This is a genomic window from Staphylococcus borealis, from assembly GCF_001224225.1.
Classification (GTDB): domain Bacteria; phylum Bacillota; class Bacilli; order Staphylococcales; family Staphylococcaceae; genus Staphylococcus; species Staphylococcus borealis.
The window spans coordinates 46,165-67,089 of the sequence record NZ_CUEE01000001.1; the positions used below are offsets into that span (position 1 = coordinate 46,165).

Sequence of the window (20,925 nt, forward strand, 5' to 3'; positions counted from 1 at the left end):
AGTTATCTATTATTTACCTGTTTTACCTTCTTTACGGCGAACGTATTCACCTTGGTAACGGATTCCTTTTCCTTTGTAAGGTTCTGGAGGTCTTACTGAACGGATGTTAGATGCGATTGCACCAACTTGTTCTTTAGATACACCAGATACTCTAACAGTTGTGTTTTTCTCTACTGCGAAAGTAATGCCATCTTCAGCTTTAATTTCAACAGGGTGAGAGTAACCAACGTTTAATACTAAGTCACTACCTTGCATTTGAGCACGGTAACCTACACCAACAAGCTCAAGTGTTTTTTCGAAACCTTGAGAAACACCTTGTACCATATTATTTAATAAAGCACGAGTTGTACCATGAACTGTTCTATCTTCTTTAGACTCAGTAGGTCTTACAACTTCGATAGTGTTTTCTTCTTGTTTGAAAGTCATTCTTTCGTTAAATGTTCTAGTTAATTCACCTTTAGGACCTTTTACAGTAGCAGTATGACCATCAAAAGTTACTGTAACGTCGCTAGGGATGTCAATAATTTTCTTACCAACACGACTCATGTTATGGCACCTCCTTATTTATTATTACCAAACGTATGCGATAATTTCTCCGCCAACGTTACGTTTTCTTGCTTCTTTGTCAGTGATAACACCTTCAGAAGTTGAAACTAATGCAATACCTAAACCATTTAATACTTTAGGTACTTCGTTTGCTTTAGCATAAACACGTAAACCTGGTTTAGAGATACGTTTTAATCCTGTGATAACACGTTCATTGTTTTGACCATATTTTAAGAATAAACGAATAACACCTTGTTTATCATCTTCAACGTATTCTACGTTTTTAATGAAACCTTCACTTTTTAAGATTTCAGCAATTTGTTTTTTAATGTTAGACGCAGGTAATTCTAATTTCTCGTGACGCACCATGTTTGCGTTTCTTACACGAGTAAGCATATCTGCGATTGGATCTGTCATTGTCATTGATTGTTGCCTCCTTTCAGACTCTTATATATTACCAGCTAGCTTTACGTACGCCAGGGATTTGCCCTTTGTAAGCTAATTCACGGAAACAAATACGGCATAATTTAAATTTACGATATACAGAATGTGGACGACCACAACGTTCACAACGAGTATATTCACGTACTGCATATTTTTGTTTTTTCTGTTGCTTAGCAACCATAGAAGTTTTAGCCACTTAATTAGCCTCCTTTTTAGAGATTATTTACGAAATGGCATACCGAAGTTTGTTAACAATTCACGAGCTTCCTCGTCAGTGTTAGCAGTTGTTACGATAACAATATCCATTCCTCTTACTTTACTTACTTTATCATAGTCGATTTCTGGGAAAATTAATTGTTCTTTAATTCCTAATGTGTAGTTACCACGACCATCGAATGCTGTTTTAGAAACACCTTGGAAGTCACGTACACGAGGTAATGAAACTGCGATTAATTTATCTAAGAATTCATACATTCTTTCTCCGCGAAGTGTAACTTTCGCACCGATTGGCATACCTTCACGTAAACGGAATGTTGCAACTGATTTTTTAGCTTTTGTTACTAATGGTTTTTGACCAGTGATTAATTCTAATTCTTCTACAGCGTTATCTAACACTTTAGAGTTTTGAACTGCATCACCTACACCCATATTTACAACGATTTTTTCGATTTTTGGTACTTCCATTACAGAACTATAGTTGAATTTTTTAACTAAGTTTTCAGTAACTTCAGTATTGTATCTTTCTTTTAAACGGTTCAAAGTGGATCCTCCTTTCAACTAGTTATTAATTATTAGATTTGATTTCTTCGCCAGATTTTTTAGCGATACGAACTTTTTTACCATCAACAAATTTGTAACCGACACGTGTAGGTTCGTTTGTTTTAGGGTCTAATAATTGTACGTTAGAAACATGGATTGCTGCCTCTGTTTCTAAGATTCCACCTTCAGGATTTAATTGAGTTGGTTTTTGGTGTTTTTTAATTACGTTAACACCTTCCACAACGACACGGTCTTTTTTAGGTTCAGTAGCGATTACTTTACCTTCTTTACCTTTGTCTTTACCTGCGATAACTTTTACGTTGTCACCTTTTTTGATATGCATGTGGGCACCTCCTTAAATGATTTGGTTTTTATAAATTAAAGTACTTCTGGTGCTAATGAAACGATTTTCATGAAGTTGCCTTCACGTAATTCACGAGCAACAGGACCAAAGATACGAGTACCACGTGGGCCTTTGTCATCACGAATAATGACACATGCATTTTCATCAAACTTGATATAAGAACCATCATTACGACGAACGCCTGATTTAGTTCTAACGACAACAGCTTTGACTACGTCACCTTTTTTAACAACGCCACCTGGTGTTGCATTTTTAACAGTACATACGATAACATCGCCGATGTTCGCTGTTTTGCGACCAGATCCACCTAATACTTTAATTGTAAGAACTTCACGAGCACCAGAGTTGTCTGCTACTTTTAAACGAGTTTCTTGTTGGATCATTAGTTAAACCTCCCTTATCTCTAATCTTGTATTAAATAATTACTGACTCTTCAACAATTTCTACTAAACGAAAACGTTTTGATGCTGATAAAGGACGAGTTTCTTGAATTTTAACAATGTCTCCTAATTTAGCTGAATTGTTTTCATCATGAGTTTTGTATTTTTTAGAGTATTTTACACGTTTACCGTATAATTTGTGTGTTTTGTAAGTTTCAACTAATACAGTGATAGTTTTGTCCATTTTATCTGAAACAACTTTACCTACATAAACTTTACGATCGTTTCTTTCACTCACTTTTGTAACCTCCTCTTTCGAATGTTTTATTGATTAGCTTTACTTTCTTCGATTTCTCTTTCACGAGCAACAGTTTTTAGACGTGCAATCGTTTTTCTAACTGTACGAATACGTGCAGTTTCCTCTAATTGACCTGTAGCTAACTGAAAGCGTAGGTTAAAAAGCTCTTCTTTTGAAGATTTGATTTGTTCTTCGATTTCTGAAGTGGTTAAGTCTCTAATTTCCTTAGCTTTCATTTGTTTCACCACCCAATTCTTCACGTTTTACAAACTTAGTTTTTACTGGAAGTTTGTGACTTGCTAAACGTAATGCTTCACGAGCAACTTCTTCTGATACGCCTGCAACCTCGAATAAAATTCTACCTGGTTTTACAACAGCGATCCAGCCTTCAACGGCACCTTTACCAGCACCCATACGTACTTCTAAAGGTTTTTTAGTATATGGTGTATGAGGGAAGATTTTAATCCAAACTTTCCCGCCACGTTTCATGTAACGTGTCATAGCAATACGAGCAGATTCGATTTGACGAGAAGTGATCCAAGATGTTGTAGTAGCTTGTAATCCATACTCACCAAATGTTACATAGTTACCGCCTTTAGAACGACCAGTTGTTTTAGGACGATGTTGACGACGATATTTAACACGTTTTGGTAGTAACATTATTATTTTCCTCCTTCACTAGTATTCTTAGTAGGAAGAACTTCACCACGATAAATCCATACTTTAACACCTAATTTACCGTAAGTAGTGTCTGCTTCAGCATGTGCATAATCGATGTCAGCACGTAAAGTATGAAGTGGAACAGTTCCTTCTGAATATTGTTCAGCACGAGCAATGTCAGCTCCGCCTAAACGACCTGATACTTGAGTTTTGATACCTTTAGCACCAAGTTTCATAGCTCTTGAAATAGCTTGTTTTTGTACACGACGGAATGAAGCACGGTTTTCTAATTGACGTGCAATATTCTCAGCAACTAAACGAGCATCGATATCAATTTTCTTGATTTCGATAACGTTGATGTGTACTTTTTTATCAGTTAAGTTGTTTAATTTATTACGAAGTTTTTCAATTTCAGATCCGCCTTTACCAATTACCATACCTGGTTTACCAGTGTGAATGGCAATGTTAATACGGTTAGCAGCACGTTCGATTTCAACGTGAGAAACTGATGCTTCTTTTAATTCGTTATCAATGAATTTACGGATTCTTAAATCTTCGTGTAATAGTGAAGCGAAATCTTTTTCAGCATACCATTTTGCTTCCCAGTCACGGATGATACCGACACGAAGTCCGATAGGATTAATTTTTTGACCCACAGTGTTCCCTCCTTAAATAGTTATTAAGCTTCTTTAGCTTCTTCTTTACCGTCACTTACGACGATTGTAATGTGGCTTGTACGTTTATTGATAGCACTTGCACGACCTTGTGCACGTGGACGGAAACGTTTTAAAGTTGGTCCTTCATTTGCATATGCTTCTTTAACTACTAATTCATCAGTGTTCATGTCATAGTTATGTTCAGCATTTGCTAAAGCGGACATTAATACTTTTTCAATTACTGGTGATGAAGCTTTGTTAGTTAATTTTAAAATAGCAATAGCTTCTCCAGCATTTTTACCTCTAATTAAGTCAAGAACTAATCTTACTTTACGAGGTGCGATTCTGATTGTTCTAGCAACCGCTTTTGCTTCCATTAGGATTTCCTCCTCTACTTCTATTTATTATCTTCTAGTTTTTTTATCGTCTGCAGCATGTCCTTTAAATGTACGAGTTGGAGCAAATTCACCTAATTTGTGACCTACCATATCTTCAGTTACATAAACAGGTACATGTTTACGACCATCGTATACTGCAAAAGTATGACCGATGAAATTTGGGAAAATTGTAGAACGACGAGACCATGTTTTGATTACTTGTTTCTTTTCGCTTCCGTCTTGAGCTTCTACTTTTTTCATTAAATGATCATCGACGAAAGGTCCTTTTTTAATACTACGAGCCATTTGGGCGCCTCCCTTCTTATTGTGTGCGTGCAGCAATTAAGCCGCACACCCAAATAAGTTGTTATTATTTTTTCTTACGTCCACGAACGATAAGTTTGTCTGATGATTTTTTACCACGACGAGTTTTCTTACCAAGTGTTGGTTTACCCCATGGTGACATTGGAGATGGTCTACCGATTGGAGCACGACCTTCACCACCACCGTGTGGGTGATCGTTAGGGTTCATTACTGAACCACGAACTGTTGGACGGATACCTTTCCATCTAGAACGTCCAGCTTTACCAACATTAACTAATTCATGTTGTAAGTTACCAACTTGTCCAATTGTAGCACGGCAAGTTGATAAGATCATACGAACTTCACCAGAACGTAATCTGATTAATACGTATTTACCTTCTTTACCAAGTACTTGTGAACTTGCACCCGCTGAACGAGCTAATTGTCCACCTTTACCAGGTTTTAATTCGATATTGTGAATTACAGTACCAACAGGAATGTTTTGTAAAGGTAATGCGTTACCAACTTTAATGTCGGCATCTGCACCACTTTCAACTTCTTGGCCTACTTGTAATCCTTTTGGAGCAATAATATAACGTTTTTCACCATCAGCATATACTAATAAAGCAATGTTAGCTGAACGGTTTGGATCATATTGGATTGAATCAACTTTTGCAGTGATTCCATCTTTGTTACGTTTGAAATCGATAACACGGTATTGACGTTTGTGTCCTCCACCATGGTGACGAACTGTCAATTTACCTTGGTTGTTACGACCCGCTTTTTTCGGTAGCGGTTGTAATAATGACTTTTCAGGAGTTGATTTCGTGATTTCAGCGAAATCTAAACTAGTCATATTACGACGACCATTTGTAATTGGCTTATATTTTTTAAGAGCCATTGTCGCTTACCTCCTTAATGGTAACTTTTATTTTATTGTTTAGTTGAATAAGTCAATTGAACCTTCTTTTAAAGTAACAATCGCTTTTCTTCCTTTGTTTGTATAGCCTTGGTAACGGCCCATACGTTTTTTCTTAGGTTTGTAGTTGATGATGTTTACATTTGCAACTTTAACGTCGAAAATTTCTTCAACTGCAATTTTAACTTGTGTTTTATTAGCACGAGTATCTACGTCAAAAGTGTATTTATCTTCAGCCATTGCTTCAGAAGATTTTTCAGTGATTACGGGGCGCTTAAGAACATCTCTTGCTTCCATTATCCGAGCACCTCCTCAACTTTTTTCGCAGCTGATTCAGTAATAATAACACTGTCAGCGCTAGTGATATCTAATACGTTTAATCCTTGTGCAGTACTAACTTGTACGCCAGGGATGTTACGAGCAGATAATTCAACGTTTACGTCTTCGCTATCAGTAACTACTAACACTTTTTTAGGTTGTTCAAGTGTAGTTAATACGTTTTTGAATTCTTTTGTTTTTGGAGCTTCAAAACCAAAATTATCAACGATAGTGAAGTTGTTTTCTTTCACTTTGAAAGATAATGCAGAACGTAATGCTAAACGACGCATTTTCTTAGGCATTTTGTATGCATAACTTCTTGGTGTTGGACCGAATACGATACCACCACCACGCCATTGTGGGGCACGAATAGTACCTTGACGTGCACGTCCTGTACCTTTTTGTCTCCATGGTTTACGTCCGCCACCACGTACAGCAGAACGATTTTTAACTGCGTGAGTTCCTTGTCGTAATGAAGCACGTTGTAAATTAATTGCTTCGAAAAGAACACTGTTATTTGGTTCAATAGCGAATACTGAATCGCTTAATTCAACAGAACCTGATTTAGATCCGTCTACTTTTAAAACATCATAATTAGCCATTATGCTTTTCCTCCTTTCGCTACTTATTATTTATTACCTTTTTTAATTGAAGTTTGGATTTCTAAGAAACCTTTTTTAGGTCCAGGTACGTTACCTTTTACTAAAATCACGTTGTTATCTGTATCAACTTGAACTACTTCTAAGTTTTGAACAGTAACTGTGTTTCCACCCATACGTCCAGGCATTTTTTGGCCTTTGAACACTCTTGATGCATCTGAAGCCATACCTACTGAACCTGGTGCTCTGTGGAAATGAGAACCGTGAGCCATTGGACCACGTGCTTGGCCATGACGTTTAATTGCACCTTGGAAACCTTTACCTTTTGAAGTTCCAGTTACATCAATAATGTCTCCTGCTTCAAAAGTATCTACTGTGACTTCTTGACCTACTTCGTATTCATCAACATTAACGTTTCTGAATTCACGAATGAAGCGCTTAGGTGCTGTGCCTGCTTTCTTAGCGTGACCTTCAGCTGGTTTATTTGCATATTTATTTGATTTAGCATCTTTTTTATATGCTTTTTTGTCTTCAAAACCTACTTGGATAGCATTGTAGCCATCTACTTCTTCAGTTTTCTTTTGTAATACTACGTTTTGACTTGCTTCTACTACTGTTACTGGGATTAATTCACCGTTTTCTCCGAATACTTGTGTCATCCCAATTTTTCTTCCTAAGATTCCTTTGGTCATCGAAAGTCCACCTCCTAAAATTTTCTATTATAATTTAATTTCGATGTCTACACCAGATGGTAAGTTTAATCCCATTAGGGCATCAACTGTTTTTGGTGTTGGGTTAACAATATCGATTAAACGTTTATGTGTACGTTGTTCGAATTGTTCACGTGAATCTTTGTACTTATGCACCGCACGGATAATTGTGTAAACTGATTTTTCAGTTGGTAACGGAATTGGTCCAGAAACTTCTGCACCAGAACGTTTTGCAGTTTCAACAATTTTCTCTGCTGATTGATCAATCACACGGTGATCGTAAGCTTTTAATCTGATTCTGATTTTTTGTTTTGCCATAATTTTCCCTCCTTATTCGTCTACATTTAAGTGATAGACTTCTCCACGAAAACTATCTCACACAACGCCATGGCAAAGCGGCCGGGTGTGTCAGTAACCTTTCGCTTCATCGCTTTCATCAAGTCCAACATTAGATATGTTACAGGAAATACATTGATAAATCAAGGCTTTTCTATAACTTTTTGTACTTTGTCTAACACATACCTAAGTATTGTACTTTAAATAGATGAGGACATCAACCATTTTAGGTAAATTTTTTCCCTTTTTTTGTTTTTACTTTATAATATAGGTAATTGTTGTTATGAATTTTGATTTCTTCTATATAATAGTAGAAATTTGAATTTGTTTCTTTTATTTACATCCGGAGGTGAATGTTTTGAAGAAAGGTACTAAAACTGCGCTTGCAATTATAAGCGTCGTCTTATTAATTTGTGAATTTTTCTATGGTATACCATTTCTAGGTGGAAGCTTTATTTTAGGCTTCGGTTGGCAACCCTTATTAGTCAATGCCTTTTTATATCTTATAGTAGCCCTTATTCTATTAATAGATACTCAAAATGCTATTAAGCCAATGTCTATCATTCCTATTATAGGTATTGTTGGTTCTTTTATCGCATTTATTCCTATTATTGGTATGTTTGTCCATTGGATTCTATTCTTCCTAATGGTTTTCTTTATTTTCGTTGTTTTAAACGCACCTAACTACGTTCGTAATAAAGATGCTAAAGTCGTTTACACACAATATAAAGATGATCAATCCAAGAAATGGTAATTTAAAACATACTATACTTAAATTAGCTGTGAAGAGATCTATGACGGTAGATTTCTTCACAGCTATTTTTATATAGGTATTGATATCAAACCATATCAATCTGGTAACACTTATTATAGGGATACTATTAATAAGCGGGGAAATAAAAAAGCTAGACAATCATTATTTTGGATAGTGATGAATATTATCCGAGACCAGCGTAACTACGATAATCATGTCGTCGATTATTATTACAAACTAAAAAAGCAGCCTAATGAGTAATCTCAAAAGACTGCCGTCGTCGCTTGTATAAATAGACTTTTAAAAACGATTCATTATCTGATAATGAATCAAAAATCGTACGATTATTAAATGTCCCCACATTAGCCAAACGTACAATCAAATACAGTTTAACATCTTATTCAAAAAATAAATTAAAACGTTTAGTTAAGTAATGCTTAACTAATCGTAGGAAAGAAGTGGGACGGATTCTTTTAAATTCATCGTCCGCTCCTAGCTTGCTTAGCTTGTAGAATTTCTTAGTGAAATTCTCTTTGCTAGGGTCCCGCTCTCAAGGTTGACTAGAACTGAAAAAGTTTAATTTAAGCATTTTTCAGTTCAGTCAACTACTACTAATTTGCAAAGTAGCATTATCTTATTATTTTGTTACAGCCCTTTATGACAATTTAGCCGTGTACAAAGATGAAGTATAGAATGAATAGTACCATTAAGAAATACATAATTGGATGTACTTCTTTATGTTTTTTTGTAATGATCATTGTAATTGGATAGAATATGAATCCACAAGCAATACCAGTTGCAATTGAATATGATAGTGGCATCATAATAATTGTTATAAATGCTGGCACTGCGACTTCAAATTTCTTCCAGTTAATTTCTGCAAAATTCGCAGCCATTAAAATACCAACCACTACTAATGCAGGTGTTGTTACTGCACTTGTAACAATTTCAATTAACGGACTGAAGAATAATGCTAACAAGAAACAGAATCCAGTTACTATACTTGCAAACCCTGTTCTTGCTCCAACCGCTACACCTGACGTTGATTCGATGTAAGACGTTGTAGTTGTTGTACCAAAGATCGCGCCCACAATAGTTGCGAGTGAATCGGCAAATAACGCTCTACCTGCTCTAGGTAATTTGTTTTCCTTCATAATACCCGCTTGAGTTGCTACAGCCACCAATGTTCCTGCAGTATCAAAAAAGTCTATAAAGAAGAATGTTAAAATAACAATTAAAAATTGAATCGTAAATAATTGGCCTGGATCTTTAAATGCTTCAAAGGCTGCACCAAATGTTGGTGTAATGCTAGGTATTTTACCTACTATGCCTGAAGGTGTATGTATTAATCCTGTTATCATTCCAACGATAGCAGTTATAATCATACCAATAAAAATTGAGCCTGGTACTTTTCTAGCGTATAAAATAATTGTTATCGCGATACCAAAGATTGCTAATAATACAGGACCTTTAGTTAAATGTCCTAAAGTAACTAATGTAGAATCATTTTTTACAATAATACCAGCACTTTGTAAACCTACAAAAGTAATAAATAATCCAATCCCAGCAGATACTGCCATTTTCATTTGATACGGAATAGCATTAATAATTATTTCTCGAAGACCGGTTGCAGTTAGAATTGCAAAGAATATTCCTGAGAATAGTACCCCTGTTAAACCTATTTGCCAAGGAATACCCATCGTTAATACTACCGTAAATGCGAAGAATGCATTAAGTCCCATCCCTGGTGCAAGTGCAATCGGATATTTCGCAATCAGTCCCATAAATAAAGAACCCACAAATGCTGCTAAAGCTGTTGCCACAAAAATAGCACCTTGATCCATTTTCATGTCGCCTGATACACCTTTAACACCTGCTAAACTTAATACTTGAGGATTTACAGCTAAAATGTATGCCATTGATAAGAAAGTTGTGATACCACCGATGATCTCTTTCTTATAGTTAGTATCATACTCGTCGAATTGAAAGTATTTTTTCACGGCTTTAAACTCCTTTAATTGAAATACTTTAATATTTTAATATTACTTGCCGAAAAACACAATACTAAAAACGAACTTTTCCGATATTTAACTTAATTAAGTTCGATTTTAAACTATAATTTTAGATTTTTCAGTGCATCTTTAAACGGGTTATTCTCAAGTGACTCCTCTTTATTCATATATTTTTTCATTTCTTTTTTAGATACTTTGCCACTCGTTTTATTTTTGAACCTTTTATCCATTTGTTCTTGCGTTTCTGTATGACCACAAACACATCGATATACTGCATCCTTCCCTCTACCAAATAATGTCATTTTCTTTTTACAATTTGGACAACGTGCATTGGTTTTGCGTTGTACGTTCTTTTTAGTTTTGCAAGCAGGATCTTGGCACACTAACATTTGTCCATTTTTAGTTTTAACTTTAATCATAAATTTCCCACAGGTAGGACATTCTGTTGTCGTTAAATTATCATGCTTGTATTTTTGCTCACTGTTTTTAATATTATTTACAATAGCTTGCGTAAATGACTTCATTTCATCAATAAAGCGTCGTGAATTGTACTTACCTTTTTCAATTTGCATTAACTTCTCTTCCCACTCAGCCGTCAACAATGGAGATGTTAATTCTTGTGGCGCAAGCTCTAGAATTTGTTTTCCTTTAGGTGTAACTTTAATCTTGCCATCTCTAGATTCAATGGCATTGATATTAAATAGCTTCTCGATGATATCAGCACGCGTCGCAACTGTGCCAATCCCACCAGTTTGCTTCAATGTATTAGCGTGTTTCTTCTCTTTAAGTTGAATATAGTTTTGCGGATTCTCCATCGCTTTTAACAGTGAACCTTCATTAAAGTATTCTGGAGGCGTTGTTTCATGTTCATTAACCTTGATATTATTAAGATAATAACTTTCTCCCTTTTTAAAAGAAGCACCCTTAACCACATCATTATTACTCATTTTAAGTGCTTTGTAGCCTAATTGACGTGTAATCTTTTCATTTAAAACAAAAGTATGTTTACCAACGCTAACATTTACTTTAATTGCTTCATATTCATGTGGCGACATTAACGATTCCAAGAATCTTTCAGCCACCATCATATATATCTTGCTTTCTCTATTGCTTAAACGTTCCATATCAGGACGTACTTCTGTTGGAATAATCGCGTGATGATCTGACACCTTTTGATTATTAAAAATACGCATTTTACGTGAGTATGATTGTCCTATTAGGGGTCTTACTTGTGCTTTATAATCAGTAGCTAGTAATGCTTGTAATCGTTCTTTAATCGTATCAACCATATCATCAGTTAAATAATTAGAATCTGTACGTGGATATGTGAGTACTTTATGACGCTCATATAAATTTTGAATGGTATTAAGTGTTTCTTTAGGTCCCATTTTGTATCGTTGATATGCTTCCTGTTGCAAATCCGTTAAATTATAAAGTGGTTTAGGATAACTTTTTTTGAGTTTCTTATCAACGCTATCAACGCTACCTTCTGCATGTTTAACTTCATTTGCAATTTGCGTGACATCTTCTTTAGTCATATGGTGACGATCCGTTGCTAATTGGAAGGTTAATCCAGCTATTTCACTAGACAACGTATAATATTTCTTGGGCTTAAAATGATTAATTGCTTGTTGTCTAGCATTGACCAATTGTATCGTTGGCGTTTGAACGCGACCTAATGATAATTGCGCATCATATTTTGTTGTGAGCGCACGTGTAGCATTGATACCTACAATCCAATCCGCTTCACTTCTAGCTAATGCTGCTTCATAAAGATGTTGAAATTGTCGACCATCTTTCAAATTTTTAAAACCATCACGTATTGCTTTCTTAGTTACAGAACTAATCCACAAACGTTTAATTGGCTTTTTATTATGAACTTTATCTAATATAAGACGTGCTACAAGTTCCCCTTCTCTTCCAGCATCAGTTGCGATGACAATCTCTTTAACATTCTTATCTAATATAAGTGATTTCACAGTTTTAAATTGTTTACTCGTCTTACCAATGACGACCGTATGCATTTGTTTAGGAATAATAGGTAAATCTTCAAGTTTCCATTCTTTAAATGCTTTATCATAATGTTCAGGTTGCGCGTTAGTAACTAAATGTCCTAACGCCCATGTAACAATATAATGCTCATTTTCAATATAACCATTGCGCTTTCCTTTTATATTCATAGCTTCAGCAATATCTCTAGCTACGGATGGCTTCTCAGCTAAAATTAATGATTTCATAGAACTTTCCTTTCGATAAAAGATCTCTCAGTTAATGTTTTTGATAATAATACAATTGTAACACGATAGACAATAGTCCAAACTTTCAATTACTAATAAATAAATTTATAATTAATTTAACAAATTGATATTGAAATGGAGGTACGCTATGGACATTATTAAAGTAAGCAACCTGAACCAAATCATATCTTTTATTAATGCATCATCAGACAAAATTGCGTCTTATATATATAAACTTCATTCGTCTAATGATGATGTAGAACAGTTGCTCAATGCATCTATCAATACGACAGGTGTTTTCTGTTTAATAGAAGATGACTCAATTGTCGCACTCATCACTGGAATATTATATGAAGAAGATAAGTACAAAGTTATTGGACCATTCGTTAAAACAGATTTTGATTTTACAGAGGCACATTTTATTTCTTTATTTTCGGCATTAAGAGATGAACAATCTGCTAATGCAACATTTAACTTCTCTTATAATGATTGCACACAAAATTCAAAACCTTCAATGAAGACGATTCATGCAAATTATAACTTTACGGATTATTACTTAAACGTCTATCAATCACTTAATGAACCAGATGCTAAAATGAACATCATTGAATATCAGCCGGGATTTCAACGTGCTTTTAGTAAATTACATGCGCAGACATTTAGGCATAATGCTTTAACACCAAAAGAAATTGTAAATACTTTAGATGAATATAATCGTTTATTCCTATTTGTAAGTGAAGGCTTACTTAAAGGTTATCTTTATTTACAAATCGATAGTCAATCTTCGCTAGCTGAAATAAGATATTTTAGTTCACATACTGATTATCGTCTAAAAGGGATCGCATTTGATTTACTATCGTACGCAATACATTATGCCTTTGAACACTATGCAGTGAATAAAGTTTATTTTAAAATACGAAGTAAAAATGCTGCCTTAGTTGAACGATTTAATGAATTAGGATTTGAAATTGAAAGTGAATATACTAAATACAAAATTGATCCAAGTCAATTACATCATTAAGCTTATATGAAAGCATAGGAAAGAACGAAATTTCTAAATGAAATCACTGTTCCTTTCCTATGCTTTTTATTTTCAATACGATTGTATTTGAGCGTTTACATTTTAAAATGAATATTTTTCAGATAAAATGTTCACGAGTGTTATAGGAAGGAAGCACTTTTAAGTAATTAAATAAGGAGAGTGTCAGTATAATGCAGTTTATAGATATACTTATCGCATTATTACCAGCCCTATTTTGGGGGAGTGTTGTTTTAATTAATGTCTATGTAGGTGGCGGTCCCTACAACCAAATTAGAGGTACGACATTAGGTGCACTAATTGTCGGTTTCATATTACTCTTAATTGGTAAAGCAGAATTTGATAATTTAACAGTCATTATCGTTGGCTTAATTTCAGGTGCGTTATGGGCATTTGGACAAGGTAACCAATTACGTTCAATCAGTTTAATCGGTGTTTCTAAAACAATGCCAATATCAACTGGTATGCAATTAGTTGGTACGACATTATTTAGTGCTATTTTTCTTGGTGAATGGAGTACCGGTGTTCAAGTCACGCTAGGAATTATCGCAATGATTCTATTAGTTACAGGTATCGCATTAACCTCATTACGTGGTAAGAATGAAGGTCAATCCAATGATCCAGAATTTAAGAAAGCAATGTTAATACTTATCATTTCAACAGTGGGTTATGTTGGATATGTCGTAATTGCCGATATCTTTGGTGTCAGTGGTACGGATGCATTATTCTTCCAATCAATTGGTATGGCTATTGGTGGTTTCTTACTATCAATGAAACATGAAACCAATATTAAATCTACTGCGCTTAACTTAATCCCTGGTGTTGTATGGGCTGTAGGTAACTTATTCATGTTCTATTCACAACCTAAAGTTGGTGTTGCAACAAGTTTCTCATTATCACAATTACTTGTTATCGTATCAACATTAGGCGGTATTTTCTTATTAGGCGAGAAAAAAGACAAACGTCAAATGATTGGTATTTGGTCTGGTATCGTTCTAATTGTCATTGCCGCATTTATACTAGGAAATCTTAAATAGTTTGATTAATACTAAGGAGGAGTCAGATTGTTTTCAGATTTAGAAGGCAAAGTTATTATTATAACTGGTGCAGGAAGTGGCATTGGTAAATCGTTTGCTGAGAATTTTGGTAAAGCAAAAGCAAAAGTCGTTTTAAATTATCGCTCAAATCGTCATTTAGACGAAATTGAAGCAGTCAAGCAGATCATTCATGATGCTGGTGGACAAGCCATTGCAGTTCAAGCGGATATAGCCGTTGAAGAAGAGGTACAACAATTAGTACAAGCTGCGGTTAATGAATTTGGTACGTTAGACATTATGATTAATAATGCTGGCTTTGAAAAACCAATTCCATCACATAAAATGTCAGTTGAAGAATGGCAAAAAGTGATAGACATTAATTTGACTGGGGCATTTATAGGATCTAGAGAAGCTGTTAATCAGTTCTTAAAAGAAGATAAAAAAGGTATTATCATCAATACATCAAGTGTACATGATACTATACCTTGGCCTAACTATGTTAACTATGCTGCTAGTAAAGGCGGTTTGAAATTAATGATGGAAACAATGTCGATGGAATATGCGCAACACGGTATTCGTATCAATAATATTTCTCCAGGTGCAATCGTTACTGAACATACTAAGGAAAAATTTTCTGATCCAGATACACGCGCAGAAACATTAGAAATGATTCCAGCTAAAGAAATAGGTGAAGCACAAGATGTTGCTAATGTTGCTTTATTCTTAGCTTCAGATTTAGCTAAATATATACATGGTACTACAATTTACGTTGATGGTGGTATGACGAACTACCCTGCCTTCATGGGTGGTAAAGGTTAAGTTTTATGTGCTAATCATAAAAAGAGGCTGGGACATAAATAATATAATGAAGCTAGTTTGCAAATTCGCAGTAGCTGACTGAACTGAGAAGGCGCTTAAATCAAGATTTTCTCAGTTCTAGTCATCCTTGCGGGCGGGGCCCCAACAAAGAGAATTTCATTAAGAAATTCTACAAGCAAAGCAAGTTGGGAGTGGGACGACGAATTCAAATGAATTCTGTCCCGCTCCCTTTTTTCATATTTATATTACTTTATTATACAAATAGTGCCTGGTAAATATAAAGAATGATAATACTTATAACGATTGAAATATTCGTTACCATACCGACTAAAGGTAATGTCTTATATTTAAATTGAATAGAATATGGAATAATCGCTACACCTACAGGTAGTAGCCAAGCAATAAGCAATGTCGTCTTAATCATTTCATCTGAAACAGGTAATAAGAAATGAACAAGTAGTCCGGCTATTAAGCCTAAACCATAATGTGCTAATAAATATTTAATCGCAATGGGTAAGAAATGACGTTCTATCTTGAAGTTAAGCATAACACCTAATAGAATCATTGAAAGTGGCATGTTCGCTTTAGAGATAATTGTGAAAAAATCAATTGACACCTTTGGTAAATGAATATTTAGCATGTTCAAAGTAAACATTATGATATATGTGACAAGCGGAACGGAAGTAATCAGTTTCTTACCTAGATATTTAAAATCGAACTGATCTCCGCCTTGACTAAAATAGCTACCAACAAAATAAGTTACGCCAAACATAATAATTGCGCCACCTATATCAGCCATACCAAAATAAATCATACCGTTCTTTGGCCAGATTGTATCAACAAGCGGATAAGCAAATAATCCAATGTTAAGTGATGCAGTCATCATCCCTACTGTACCTTTAATATGGTTATTATGTCTGTTAAATAGCCATAAAACAGTTATCTTAGCAAGCACACCATATGCAATCATCATGATAGGTAATATTGAAAATGAAAAATCTAATGCTGCACTGTTAAGATTAACAATAACTAAAGAAGGTAGTGTGACATTGAGTACTAGCGTTGATAACACTTGACTATCTGCTGCTTTCAAAAAGTTTATACGTTTCAATAGATATCCTAGCGCGATTAAAAGAATGATCATTATAAACTGCTCTGTCACGGTAGTTCCTTCCTTCTACTAAAACATTTTATTACAGTTAAATACTTTAACATAATTTACATCATTTTTAGAAGTGTCTTGTTTCATGCTATAATTCAATGTGATTATTAAATTTTGATGTTGAAGGGGTTTGAGACTAATGGATTTAGAATCACAATTAGATGAATTAAAATATGATTATGTTCGATTACAAAATGACCTCGAAAAGCGAGAATCTCTAAATCAAACGATAGATCCTCTCGTTAAGCAATTAGAAGACATCGAATTACAAATTGCTGACATACGTGCTAAATCACGTCAGAAATAACGATTGTCTTGATATAGACCATTTCAGGATTAATTTGTTGCCCTAGTGCTTTCTGTAGTAATCATCACAACTAAGAATAGTCGTACTTGGGCATCTTTCCAATCCATTTAGTAATTGCCAATATGTAATAAATTATATATTATTTTTAGACAAATCATATAAGTTGTAATTAGAAAGGAAGACAACAGGTGAAACTCTACTTATTATTATTACCCGTTTTATATCTCATTGTTAGTTATATAAGTATTTTCAAAATGCATTCTATATTTATTCGCATTTTACGCATTATCATGGGTGTATTATTACTATTTGTATTAGCCTTAACAACACTACAATTTCCAGCTGAAAACTGGTGGGTCTTTGTTGTATTAGCCCTACTTGTCGGTAATGTTGAAGTAACTGCATTCAAAGCTTTAAAACATGATGCTAAAGCTGTTTCAATTCTGAATATCCTATCAGTTATTTTATTTGTAATTTATATCATTTTAATTTTTGTAATGTACTAAACCATTCTTTATAAGATTAAAAGTAGCCTAAGGCATCAATGTCTTAGGCTACTTTTTACATATTAGCAATAGTTGGCTATATGTTTTATTTACGTGTTATTTTATTTTTTAAAGTGAAGAGGATTTCATAGATGACAGGTACTACAATTAAAGTAAGCAGTGTAGACGAAATTAATCCTCCAATGACAGTTGCTGCCATACCTTTTGATATTAATATTGAACTGTCTTGACCAAATAATAGTGGTAACAATGCGCCAATAGTGGCAATGGCTGTCATCAAAATTGGTCTAATACGCGTACTTCCCGCTTCTAGCAATGCTTGTTTCATAGACATACCTTCTTGCTCATTTGTAATCACACGATCTATTAACACAATAGCATTGGTTACAACGATACCTATTAACATTAACATACCTATTAAACTTGGCACTGAAATTGTTTCACCCGTAATGAGTAATGCTAATACGACACCGATAACTGTAAATGGTAGTGAGAACAGTATTGTGAATGGCGCTAAGCCACCTTTAAATGTGATAACTAATACGAGATAAACAATGACGATAGCTACTAGCATCGCAAATGCCAATTGGCTTATTGCTTGATTAATATCATCTGTTGCACCGCCAACGTTAATTTTAACGTTATCTGGTTTGTCTATCTTATTAATTTTATTCATGACTTTACTTGAAACGCCACCAACGTCAGAATCTGTGATTTTACCAGATACTGTTGTTGCATAATCTCCGTCTTCTTGCACGAGTTTACTTGGTGTTGTTGTACGCTCAAGGTTCGCGATTTCTTTCAGTTGAACTGTTTCACCAGTTGGTGATTTTAATTCCATATTATTCAATTTATCTTTAGACCAATCTGTCTGTTTGTTTTGTTTAACTTTGACGTCTACTTTATTACCATTTTCTTTAACTGTGGTAATCGTTTTTTCTGGTAAATTCTCATTTAAATTCAATGCTAGTTGACCAGCTGAGATACCTTTTTCAGTTGCTTTATTTTGATCAACTTTAATTTCATATTGATCATACGTTTGCGATAAATCTGATTTTACATTAGTTATACCGCTAACAGATTTCATTTCTTTCTCTACTTTGGCAACGGTATCTTTGATTGCATTCGTTGAAGGTCCTTTTACAGTGACTTCAACCGAATCATTTCCAGAACCAGTACCCATGTCTTGATTTTTCCATTCACCAGGTTGATTCATCTTAGATAAATGTGAAATCACTTTATCAGGTTCTTCTTCAAAGTTAGGTGTGTCTTTATCATATTCAACCATAATCGCCATACTATTCGTGCTACCAGTTGGATCTGCAGGCGAAGGTCCTCCCACAGAATATTGCACAGTTTTCACTTTATCTTTCGATTGCAAATAGGCTTGCGCTTGTTTTGCATGATTCAACACAGCTTTTTCAGTTTCACCAGGTTTAGGTGTATAAGTTACAGCTAGGAATTTATCGTCACCAGTCGAAATATAGCTTGTACCTAATTTTGAGCCGCCTAGTGCAATGCTTCCAATTAGGATAACAACACTAATAATTAAAACAATCCACTTATGATTTAAAGACCAGCCAAGGATTTTACGGTAGCCCCTACTTATGACGCCACGACTTTCTTCATTTTGACTATTCGAATGCGCCTTTAACTTAATTCCTTTTTTGAAAAATGTAGAAGCTAATGCAGGTACCACAGTAATAGATACAAGTAATGATGCTAACAAACTAAAGGCGATTGCTAAAGCGAAAGGTCTAAACATTTCACCTACTGAGCCTGATACAAATGCAAGTGGTAAGAATACGATTATCGTAACAATTGTAGAAGATAAAATAGGTTTAAAAACTTCTCTCGTTGCACTGATTACTAAATGGTCTCCAGACAATGCTTCTTTTGGATCTGACAATCGTCGATAAATATTTTCAACAACAACGATTGAGTCATCTATCACACGACCAATTGCGATTGTTAATGCACCTAGCGTCAAAATATTTAAAGATACATCGCTTAACTTTAATGCAATGAGTGCGATTAAAATAGAAAGCGGTATAGAAACTATTGATATAGCCGTTGTTCTAATATTTCTCAAGAATAATAGGATAACAATAATTGCGACAATAGTTCCTAATGCTGCTTTTTCAACCATAGTATAAAGTGAATCTTCGATTGGCTTAGCAGTATCCATAGTCTTAGTCGCTTTAATGTCATCATTGTTTTTCACAAAGTCATCAATTTTCTTTTGTGCATCTTTAGCAACTTGAACCGTATTAGCATCTTGTGCCTTCATAATTTGGACATTGACCGCATCTTTCCCGTTCGTCTTAGAAATTGATTCACGTTCATCTCCAACAGTAATGTTTGCTAAGTCACTTAACGGTACGCTTGGCATTTCACCACTAGACGCTTGAGATTGATTGTTCATTTGAGATTGAGCGCTTGACGATGATGCGCTGTCTCCAGTGCTACGCATCTCATTACCAGATTGGTCATCACTACTACTTGCTTGGCTTTGACCGCATATTGTTAATGGGATTTCTAAGTTTTTAAGGGCATTGACGGATTTGAATTGACCATCAATGACGATTGATTTTTCATTTTTGCCAAATTGAAATAATCCTAGAGGTGTTTCACGTGTTGCTGTTTTGATGTAATTCTCTACGTCATCAGCTGTTAATCCAGCTTCATCTAGTTTATTTTGTTTAAATTTTAATGTTACTTGTCTTGTAGTTTGACCATTAAGTTGCGCATTTTGTACGCCATCAACGGTTTGTAATTTAGGGATAAGTTGTGTATTAATTTCTTTTGTCGTCGCTTTGAGATCATTATTTTTATTAGTAAATGAATACGCTACGATTGGGAATGCATCCATAGAATTTCGTGTTAATTCTGGTTCACTTACACCGTCTTTGAAGTCTAACTTATCTATTTCTTTCTTTAAGACTTCCTCAGCTTTATCCATATCCGTATCATTGTCATATTCAACGGTTACTATAGAGGCATTTTGTATTGACTGTGTTTTCACACTTTTTACATATGCGAGTGAGCGCACTTGGTCATCAATTTTGGAACTGATCTCATCTTGGGTTGTTTGAGGTGTCGCACCCGGCATTGTGGTTTGTACAGATATGACTGGATTTTCAACATCTGGCAGTAACTCGAGTTTTAATTTAGCACTAGCATATACACCTCCTAGGATAACTAATACAACCATCAAGAATATTGCAAATTTATTTCCTAACGAGAACGTTAGCATTTTCTTAATCACTTCTGGTTTTCCCCCATTCTTTTATCTTAAAAAAATCATCCATTCATCCATTTTAGCCATCCCTATTATCCTAAAAAAATCTGAACGTCACAATGTTAGTTGTGTTATCGTTCAG

Annotated in this window: 27 protein-coding genes and 1 pseudogene; 7 read left to right on the forward strand and 21 right to left on the reverse strand. The window is 34.7% G+C overall.

All coding sequences use genetic code 11. The features are described from left to right. Nucleotides 1-9 precede the first annotated feature (9 nt). The 17 genes from rplF to rpsJ form a co-directional block, all read right to left on the reverse strand. The gene (gene rplF / locus AK212_RS00260) at nucleotides 10-546 is read right to left on the reverse strand and encodes a 50S ribosomal protein L6 (RefSeq protein ID WP_011275135.1); all 537 of its coding nucleotides are present in this window, start codon (nucleotides 544-546) and stop codon (nucleotides 10-12) included. Nucleotides 547-570: 24 nt separating this feature from the next. After that, a complete protein-coding gene (gene rpsH / locus AK212_RS00265; RefSeq protein WP_011275134.1) occupies nucleotides 571-969 on the reverse strand; it encodes a 30S ribosomal protein S8 in 399 nt (132 codons plus the stop codon). Nucleotides 970-1,000: 31 nt separating this feature from the next. Next, a complete protein-coding gene (locus AK212_RS00270) occupies nucleotides 1,001-1,186 on the reverse strand; it encodes a type Z 30S ribosomal protein S14 (RefSeq protein WP_001140799.1) in 186 nt (61 codons plus the stop codon). Nucleotides 1,187-1,209: 23 nt separating this feature from the next. Next, on the reverse strand, nucleotides 1,210-1,749 hold the full coding sequence (gene rplE / locus AK212_RS00275) for a 50S ribosomal protein L5 (protein WP_011275133.1): 540 nt from the start codon (nucleotides 1,747-1,749) through the stop codon (nucleotides 1,210-1,212). Nucleotides 1,750-1,774: 25 nt separating this feature from the next. Further along, nucleotides 1,775-2,092 carry a 50S ribosomal protein L24 gene (rplX, locus tag AK212_RS00280; protein WP_002448459.1) on the reverse strand — a complete coding sequence of 106 codons (318 nt, stop codon included), beginning with the start codon at nucleotides 2,090-2,092 and terminating at the stop codon, nucleotides 1,775-1,777. 35 nt (nucleotides 2,093-2,127) lie between these two features. Further along, nucleotides 2,128-2,496 (reverse strand): 50S ribosomal protein L14, encoded by a 369-nt coding sequence (gene rplN / locus AK212_RS00285; protein WP_002466492.1) that lies wholly within the window; start codon nucleotides 2,494-2,496, stop codon nucleotides 2,128-2,130. A 31-nt stretch (nucleotides 2,497-2,527) separates the two neighbouring features. Then, the gene (rpsQ, locus tag AK212_RS00290) at nucleotides 2,528-2,791 is read right to left on the reverse strand and encodes a 30S ribosomal protein S17 (RefSeq protein ID WP_011275131.1); all 264 of its coding nucleotides are present in this window, start codon (nucleotides 2,789-2,791) and stop codon (nucleotides 2,528-2,530) included. 26 nt (nucleotides 2,792-2,817) lie between these two features. Further along, on the reverse strand, nucleotides 2,818-3,027 hold the full coding sequence (gene rpmC, locus AK212_RS00295) for a 50S ribosomal protein L29 (protein ID WP_011275130.1): 210 nt from the start codon (nucleotides 3,025-3,027) through the stop codon (nucleotides 2,818-2,820). Beyond that, a complete protein-coding gene (gene rplP, locus AK212_RS00300; protein ID WP_002432945.1) occupies nucleotides 3,017-3,451 on the reverse strand; it encodes a 50S ribosomal protein L16 in 435 nt (144 codons plus the stop codon). The genes rpmC and rplP overlap by 11 nt, the downstream gene beginning before the upstream one ends. A 2-nt stretch (nucleotides 3,452-3,453) precedes the next feature. Continuing rightward, on the reverse strand, nucleotides 3,454-4,107 hold the full coding sequence (gene rpsC, locus AK212_RS00305; RefSeq protein ID WP_011275129.1) for a 30S ribosomal protein S3: 654 nt from the start codon (nucleotides 4,105-4,107) through the stop codon (nucleotides 3,454-3,456). Between the two features lie 23 nt (nucleotides 4,108-4,130). Further along, on the reverse strand, nucleotides 4,131-4,484 hold the full coding sequence (rplV, locus tag AK212_RS00310; RefSeq protein WP_001829734.1) for a 50S ribosomal protein L22: 354 nt from the start codon (nucleotides 4,482-4,484) through the stop codon (nucleotides 4,131-4,133). A gap of 27 nt (nucleotides 4,485-4,511) precedes the next feature. Then, a complete protein-coding gene (rpsS, locus tag AK212_RS00315) occupies nucleotides 4,512-4,790 on the reverse strand; it encodes a 30S ribosomal protein S19 (protein WP_001829710.1) in 279 nt (92 codons plus the stop codon). Between the two features lie 64 nt (nucleotides 4,791-4,854). Beyond that, nucleotides 4,855-5,688: a 50S ribosomal protein L2 gene (gene rplB / locus AK212_RS00320; protein WP_053028554.1), complete on the reverse strand. Its 834-nt coding sequence runs from the start codon at nucleotides 5,686-5,688 to the stop codon at nucleotides 4,855-4,857. A gap of 39 nt (nucleotides 5,689-5,727) precedes the next feature. Then, entirely contained in the window at nucleotides 5,728-6,003 is a 276-nt protein-coding gene (gene rplW, locus AK212_RS00325) for a 50S ribosomal protein L23 (RefSeq protein ID WP_053028555.1), read from the reverse strand. Then, on the reverse strand, nucleotides 6,003-6,626 hold the full coding sequence (gene rplD / locus AK212_RS00330) for a 50S ribosomal protein L4 (RefSeq protein WP_011275126.1): 624 nt from the start codon (nucleotides 6,624-6,626) through the stop codon (nucleotides 6,003-6,005). The genes rplW and rplD overlap by 1 nt, the downstream gene beginning before the upstream one ends. Before the next feature lie 26 nt (nucleotides 6,627-6,652). Next, nucleotides 6,653-7,315, reverse strand: coding sequence for a 50S ribosomal protein L3 (gene rplC, locus AK212_RS00335; RefSeq protein ID WP_053028556.1), 663 nt, complete (start codon nucleotides 7,313-7,315; stop codon nucleotides 6,653-6,655). 27 nt (nucleotides 7,316-7,342) lie between these two features. Continuing rightward, the gene (gene rpsJ / locus AK212_RS00340; RefSeq protein WP_015900978.1) at nucleotides 7,343-7,651 is read right to left on the reverse strand and encodes a 30S ribosomal protein S10; all 309 of its coding nucleotides are present in this window, start codon (nucleotides 7,649-7,651) and stop codon (nucleotides 7,343-7,345) included. Nucleotides 7,652-8,027: 376 nt separating this feature from the next. Here rpsJ and AK212_RS00345 point away from each other — a divergent pair, with 376 nt between their 5' ends. Continuing rightward, complete coding sequence (locus AK212_RS00345; RefSeq protein WP_053028557.1) at nucleotides 8,028-8,423, forward strand: hypothetical protein; 396 nt, start codon at nucleotides 8,028-8,030, stop codon at nucleotides 8,421-8,423. 69 nt (nucleotides 8,424-8,492) lie between these two features. Continuing rightward, nucleotides 8,493-8,774: pseudogene (locus tag AK212_RS12835) on the forward strand (transposase); the annotation flags it as partial. Between the two features lie 314 nt (nucleotides 8,775-9,088). Here AK212_RS12835 and AK212_RS00350 read toward each other — a convergent pair. Continuing rightward, nucleotides 9,089-10,423 carry an NCS2 family permease gene (locus tag AK212_RS00350; protein ID WP_053028558.1) on the reverse strand — a complete coding sequence of 445 codons (1,335 nt, stop codon included), beginning with the start codon at nucleotides 10,421-10,423 and terminating at the stop codon, nucleotides 9,089-9,091. Nucleotides 10,424-10,536: 113 nt separating this feature from the next. Then, nucleotides 10,537-12,672 (reverse strand): DNA topoisomerase III, encoded by a 2,136-nt coding sequence (locus AK212_RS00355; RefSeq protein WP_053028559.1) that lies wholly within the window; start codon nucleotides 12,670-12,672, stop codon nucleotides 10,537-10,539. Between the two features lie 148 nt (nucleotides 12,673-12,820). Between AK212_RS00355 and AK212_RS00360 the strand changes: the two genes are divergently transcribed. From AK212_RS00360 to AK212_RS00370, 3 genes are all read left to right on the forward strand, one after another. After that, nucleotides 12,821-13,693, forward strand: a complete 873-nt coding sequence (locus tag AK212_RS00360; RefSeq protein ID WP_053028560.1) for a GNAT family N-acetyltransferase — start codon at nucleotides 12,821-12,823, stop codon at nucleotides 13,691-13,693. A 191-nt stretch (nucleotides 13,694-13,884) separates the two neighbouring features. Continuing rightward, nucleotides 13,885-14,748, forward strand: a complete 864-nt coding sequence (locus AK212_RS00365; RefSeq protein WP_053028561.1) for a GRP family sugar transporter — start codon at nucleotides 13,885-13,887, stop codon at nucleotides 14,746-14,748. 27 nt (nucleotides 14,749-14,775) lie between these two features. Next, complete coding sequence (locus tag AK212_RS00370) at nucleotides 14,776-15,567, forward strand: glucose 1-dehydrogenase (protein WP_053028562.1); 792 nt, start codon at nucleotides 14,776-14,778, stop codon at nucleotides 15,565-15,567. A gap of 253 nt (nucleotides 15,568-15,820) precedes the next feature. Here AK212_RS00370 and AK212_RS00375 read toward each other — a convergent pair whose 3' ends face one another. Beyond that, complete coding sequence (locus AK212_RS00375) at nucleotides 15,821-16,729, reverse strand: AEC family transporter (protein WP_053028563.1); 909 nt, start codon at nucleotides 16,727-16,729, stop codon at nucleotides 15,821-15,823. Between the two features lie 139 nt (nucleotides 16,730-16,868). Between AK212_RS00375 and AK212_RS13545 the strand changes: the two genes are divergently transcribed. Further along, nucleotides 16,869-17,036 (forward strand): SE1832 family protein, encoded by a 168-nt coding sequence (locus tag AK212_RS13545; protein WP_174841458.1) that lies wholly within the window; start codon nucleotides 16,869-16,871, stop codon nucleotides 17,034-17,036. Between the two features lie 188 nt (nucleotides 17,037-17,224). After that, nucleotides 17,225-17,542: a membrane stabilizing protein MspA gene (mspA, locus tag AK212_RS00380; RefSeq protein ID WP_053028564.1), complete on the forward strand. Its 318-nt coding sequence runs from the start codon at nucleotides 17,225-17,227 to the stop codon at nucleotides 17,540-17,542. Between the two features lie 85 nt (nucleotides 17,543-17,627). Here the strand turns inward: mspA and AK212_RS00385 are convergent, their stop codons facing one another. Beyond that, entirely contained in the window at nucleotides 17,628-20,810 is a 3,183-nt protein-coding gene (locus AK212_RS00385) for an efflux RND transporter permease subunit (protein ID WP_053028565.1), read from the reverse strand. Nucleotides 20,811-20,925: the final 115 nt, after the last annotated feature.

Coding starts and splice junctions, on each gene's coding strand:
- rplF (WP_011275135.1), bottom strand. CDS start 546: ATGAGTCGTGTTGGTAAGAAAATTATTGACATCCCTAGCGACGTTACA.
- rpsH (WP_011275134.1), bottom strand. CDS start 969: ATGACAATGACAGATCCAATCGCAGATATGCTTACTCGTGTAAGAAAC.
- rplX (WP_002448459.1), bottom strand. CDS start 2,092: ATGCATATCAAAAAAGGTGACAACGTAAAAGTTATCGCAGGTAAAGAC.
- rplN (WP_002466492.1), bottom strand. CDS start 2,496: ATGATCCAACAAGAAACTCGTTTAAAAGTAGCAGACAACTCTGGTGCT.
- rpmC (WP_011275130.1), bottom strand. CDS start 3,027: ATGAAAGCTAAGGAAATTAGAGACTTAACCACTTCAGAAATCGAAGAA.
- rplP (WP_002432945.1), bottom strand. CDS start 3,451: ATGTTACTACCAAAACGTGTTAAATATCGTCGTCAACATCGTCCTAAA.
- rplV (WP_001829734.1), bottom strand. CDS start 4,484: ATGGAAGCAAAAGCGGTTGCTAGAACAATCAGAATCGCACCTCGTAAA.
- rpsS (WP_001829710.1), bottom strand. CDS start 4,790: ATGGCTCGTAGTATTAAAAAAGGACCTTTCGTCGATGATCATTTAATG.
- rplB (WP_053028554.1), bottom strand. CDS start 5,688: ATGGCTCTTAAAAAATATAAGCCAATTACAAATGGTCGTCGTAATATG.
- rplW (WP_053028555.1), bottom strand. CDS start 6,003: ATGGAAGCAAGAGATGTTCTTAAGCGCCCCGTAATCACTGAAAAATCT.
- rplD (WP_011275126.1), bottom strand. CDS start 6,626: ATGGCTAATTATGATGTTTTAAAAGTAGACGGATCTAAATCAGGTTCT.
- rplC (WP_053028556.1), bottom strand. CDS start 7,315: ATGACCAAAGGAATCTTAGGAAGAAAAATTGGGATGACACAAGTATTC.
- rpsJ (WP_015900978.1), bottom strand. CDS start 7,651: ATGGCAAAACAAAAAATCAGAATCAGATTAAAAGCTTACGATCACCGT.
- AK212_RS00355 (WP_053028559.1), bottom strand. CDS start 12,672: ATGAAATCATTAATTTTAGCTGAGAAGCCATCCGTAGCTAGAGATATT.
- AK212_RS00360 (WP_053028560.1), top strand. CDS start 12,821: ATGGACATTATTAAAGTAAGCAACCTGAACCAAATCATATCTTTTATT.
- AK212_RS00365 (WP_053028561.1), top strand. CDS start 13,885: ATGCAGTTTATAGATATACTTATCGCATTATTACCAGCCCTATTTTGG.
- AK212_RS13545 (WP_174841458.1), top strand. CDS start 16,869: ATGGATTTAGAATCACAATTAGATGAATTAAAATATGATTATGTTCGA.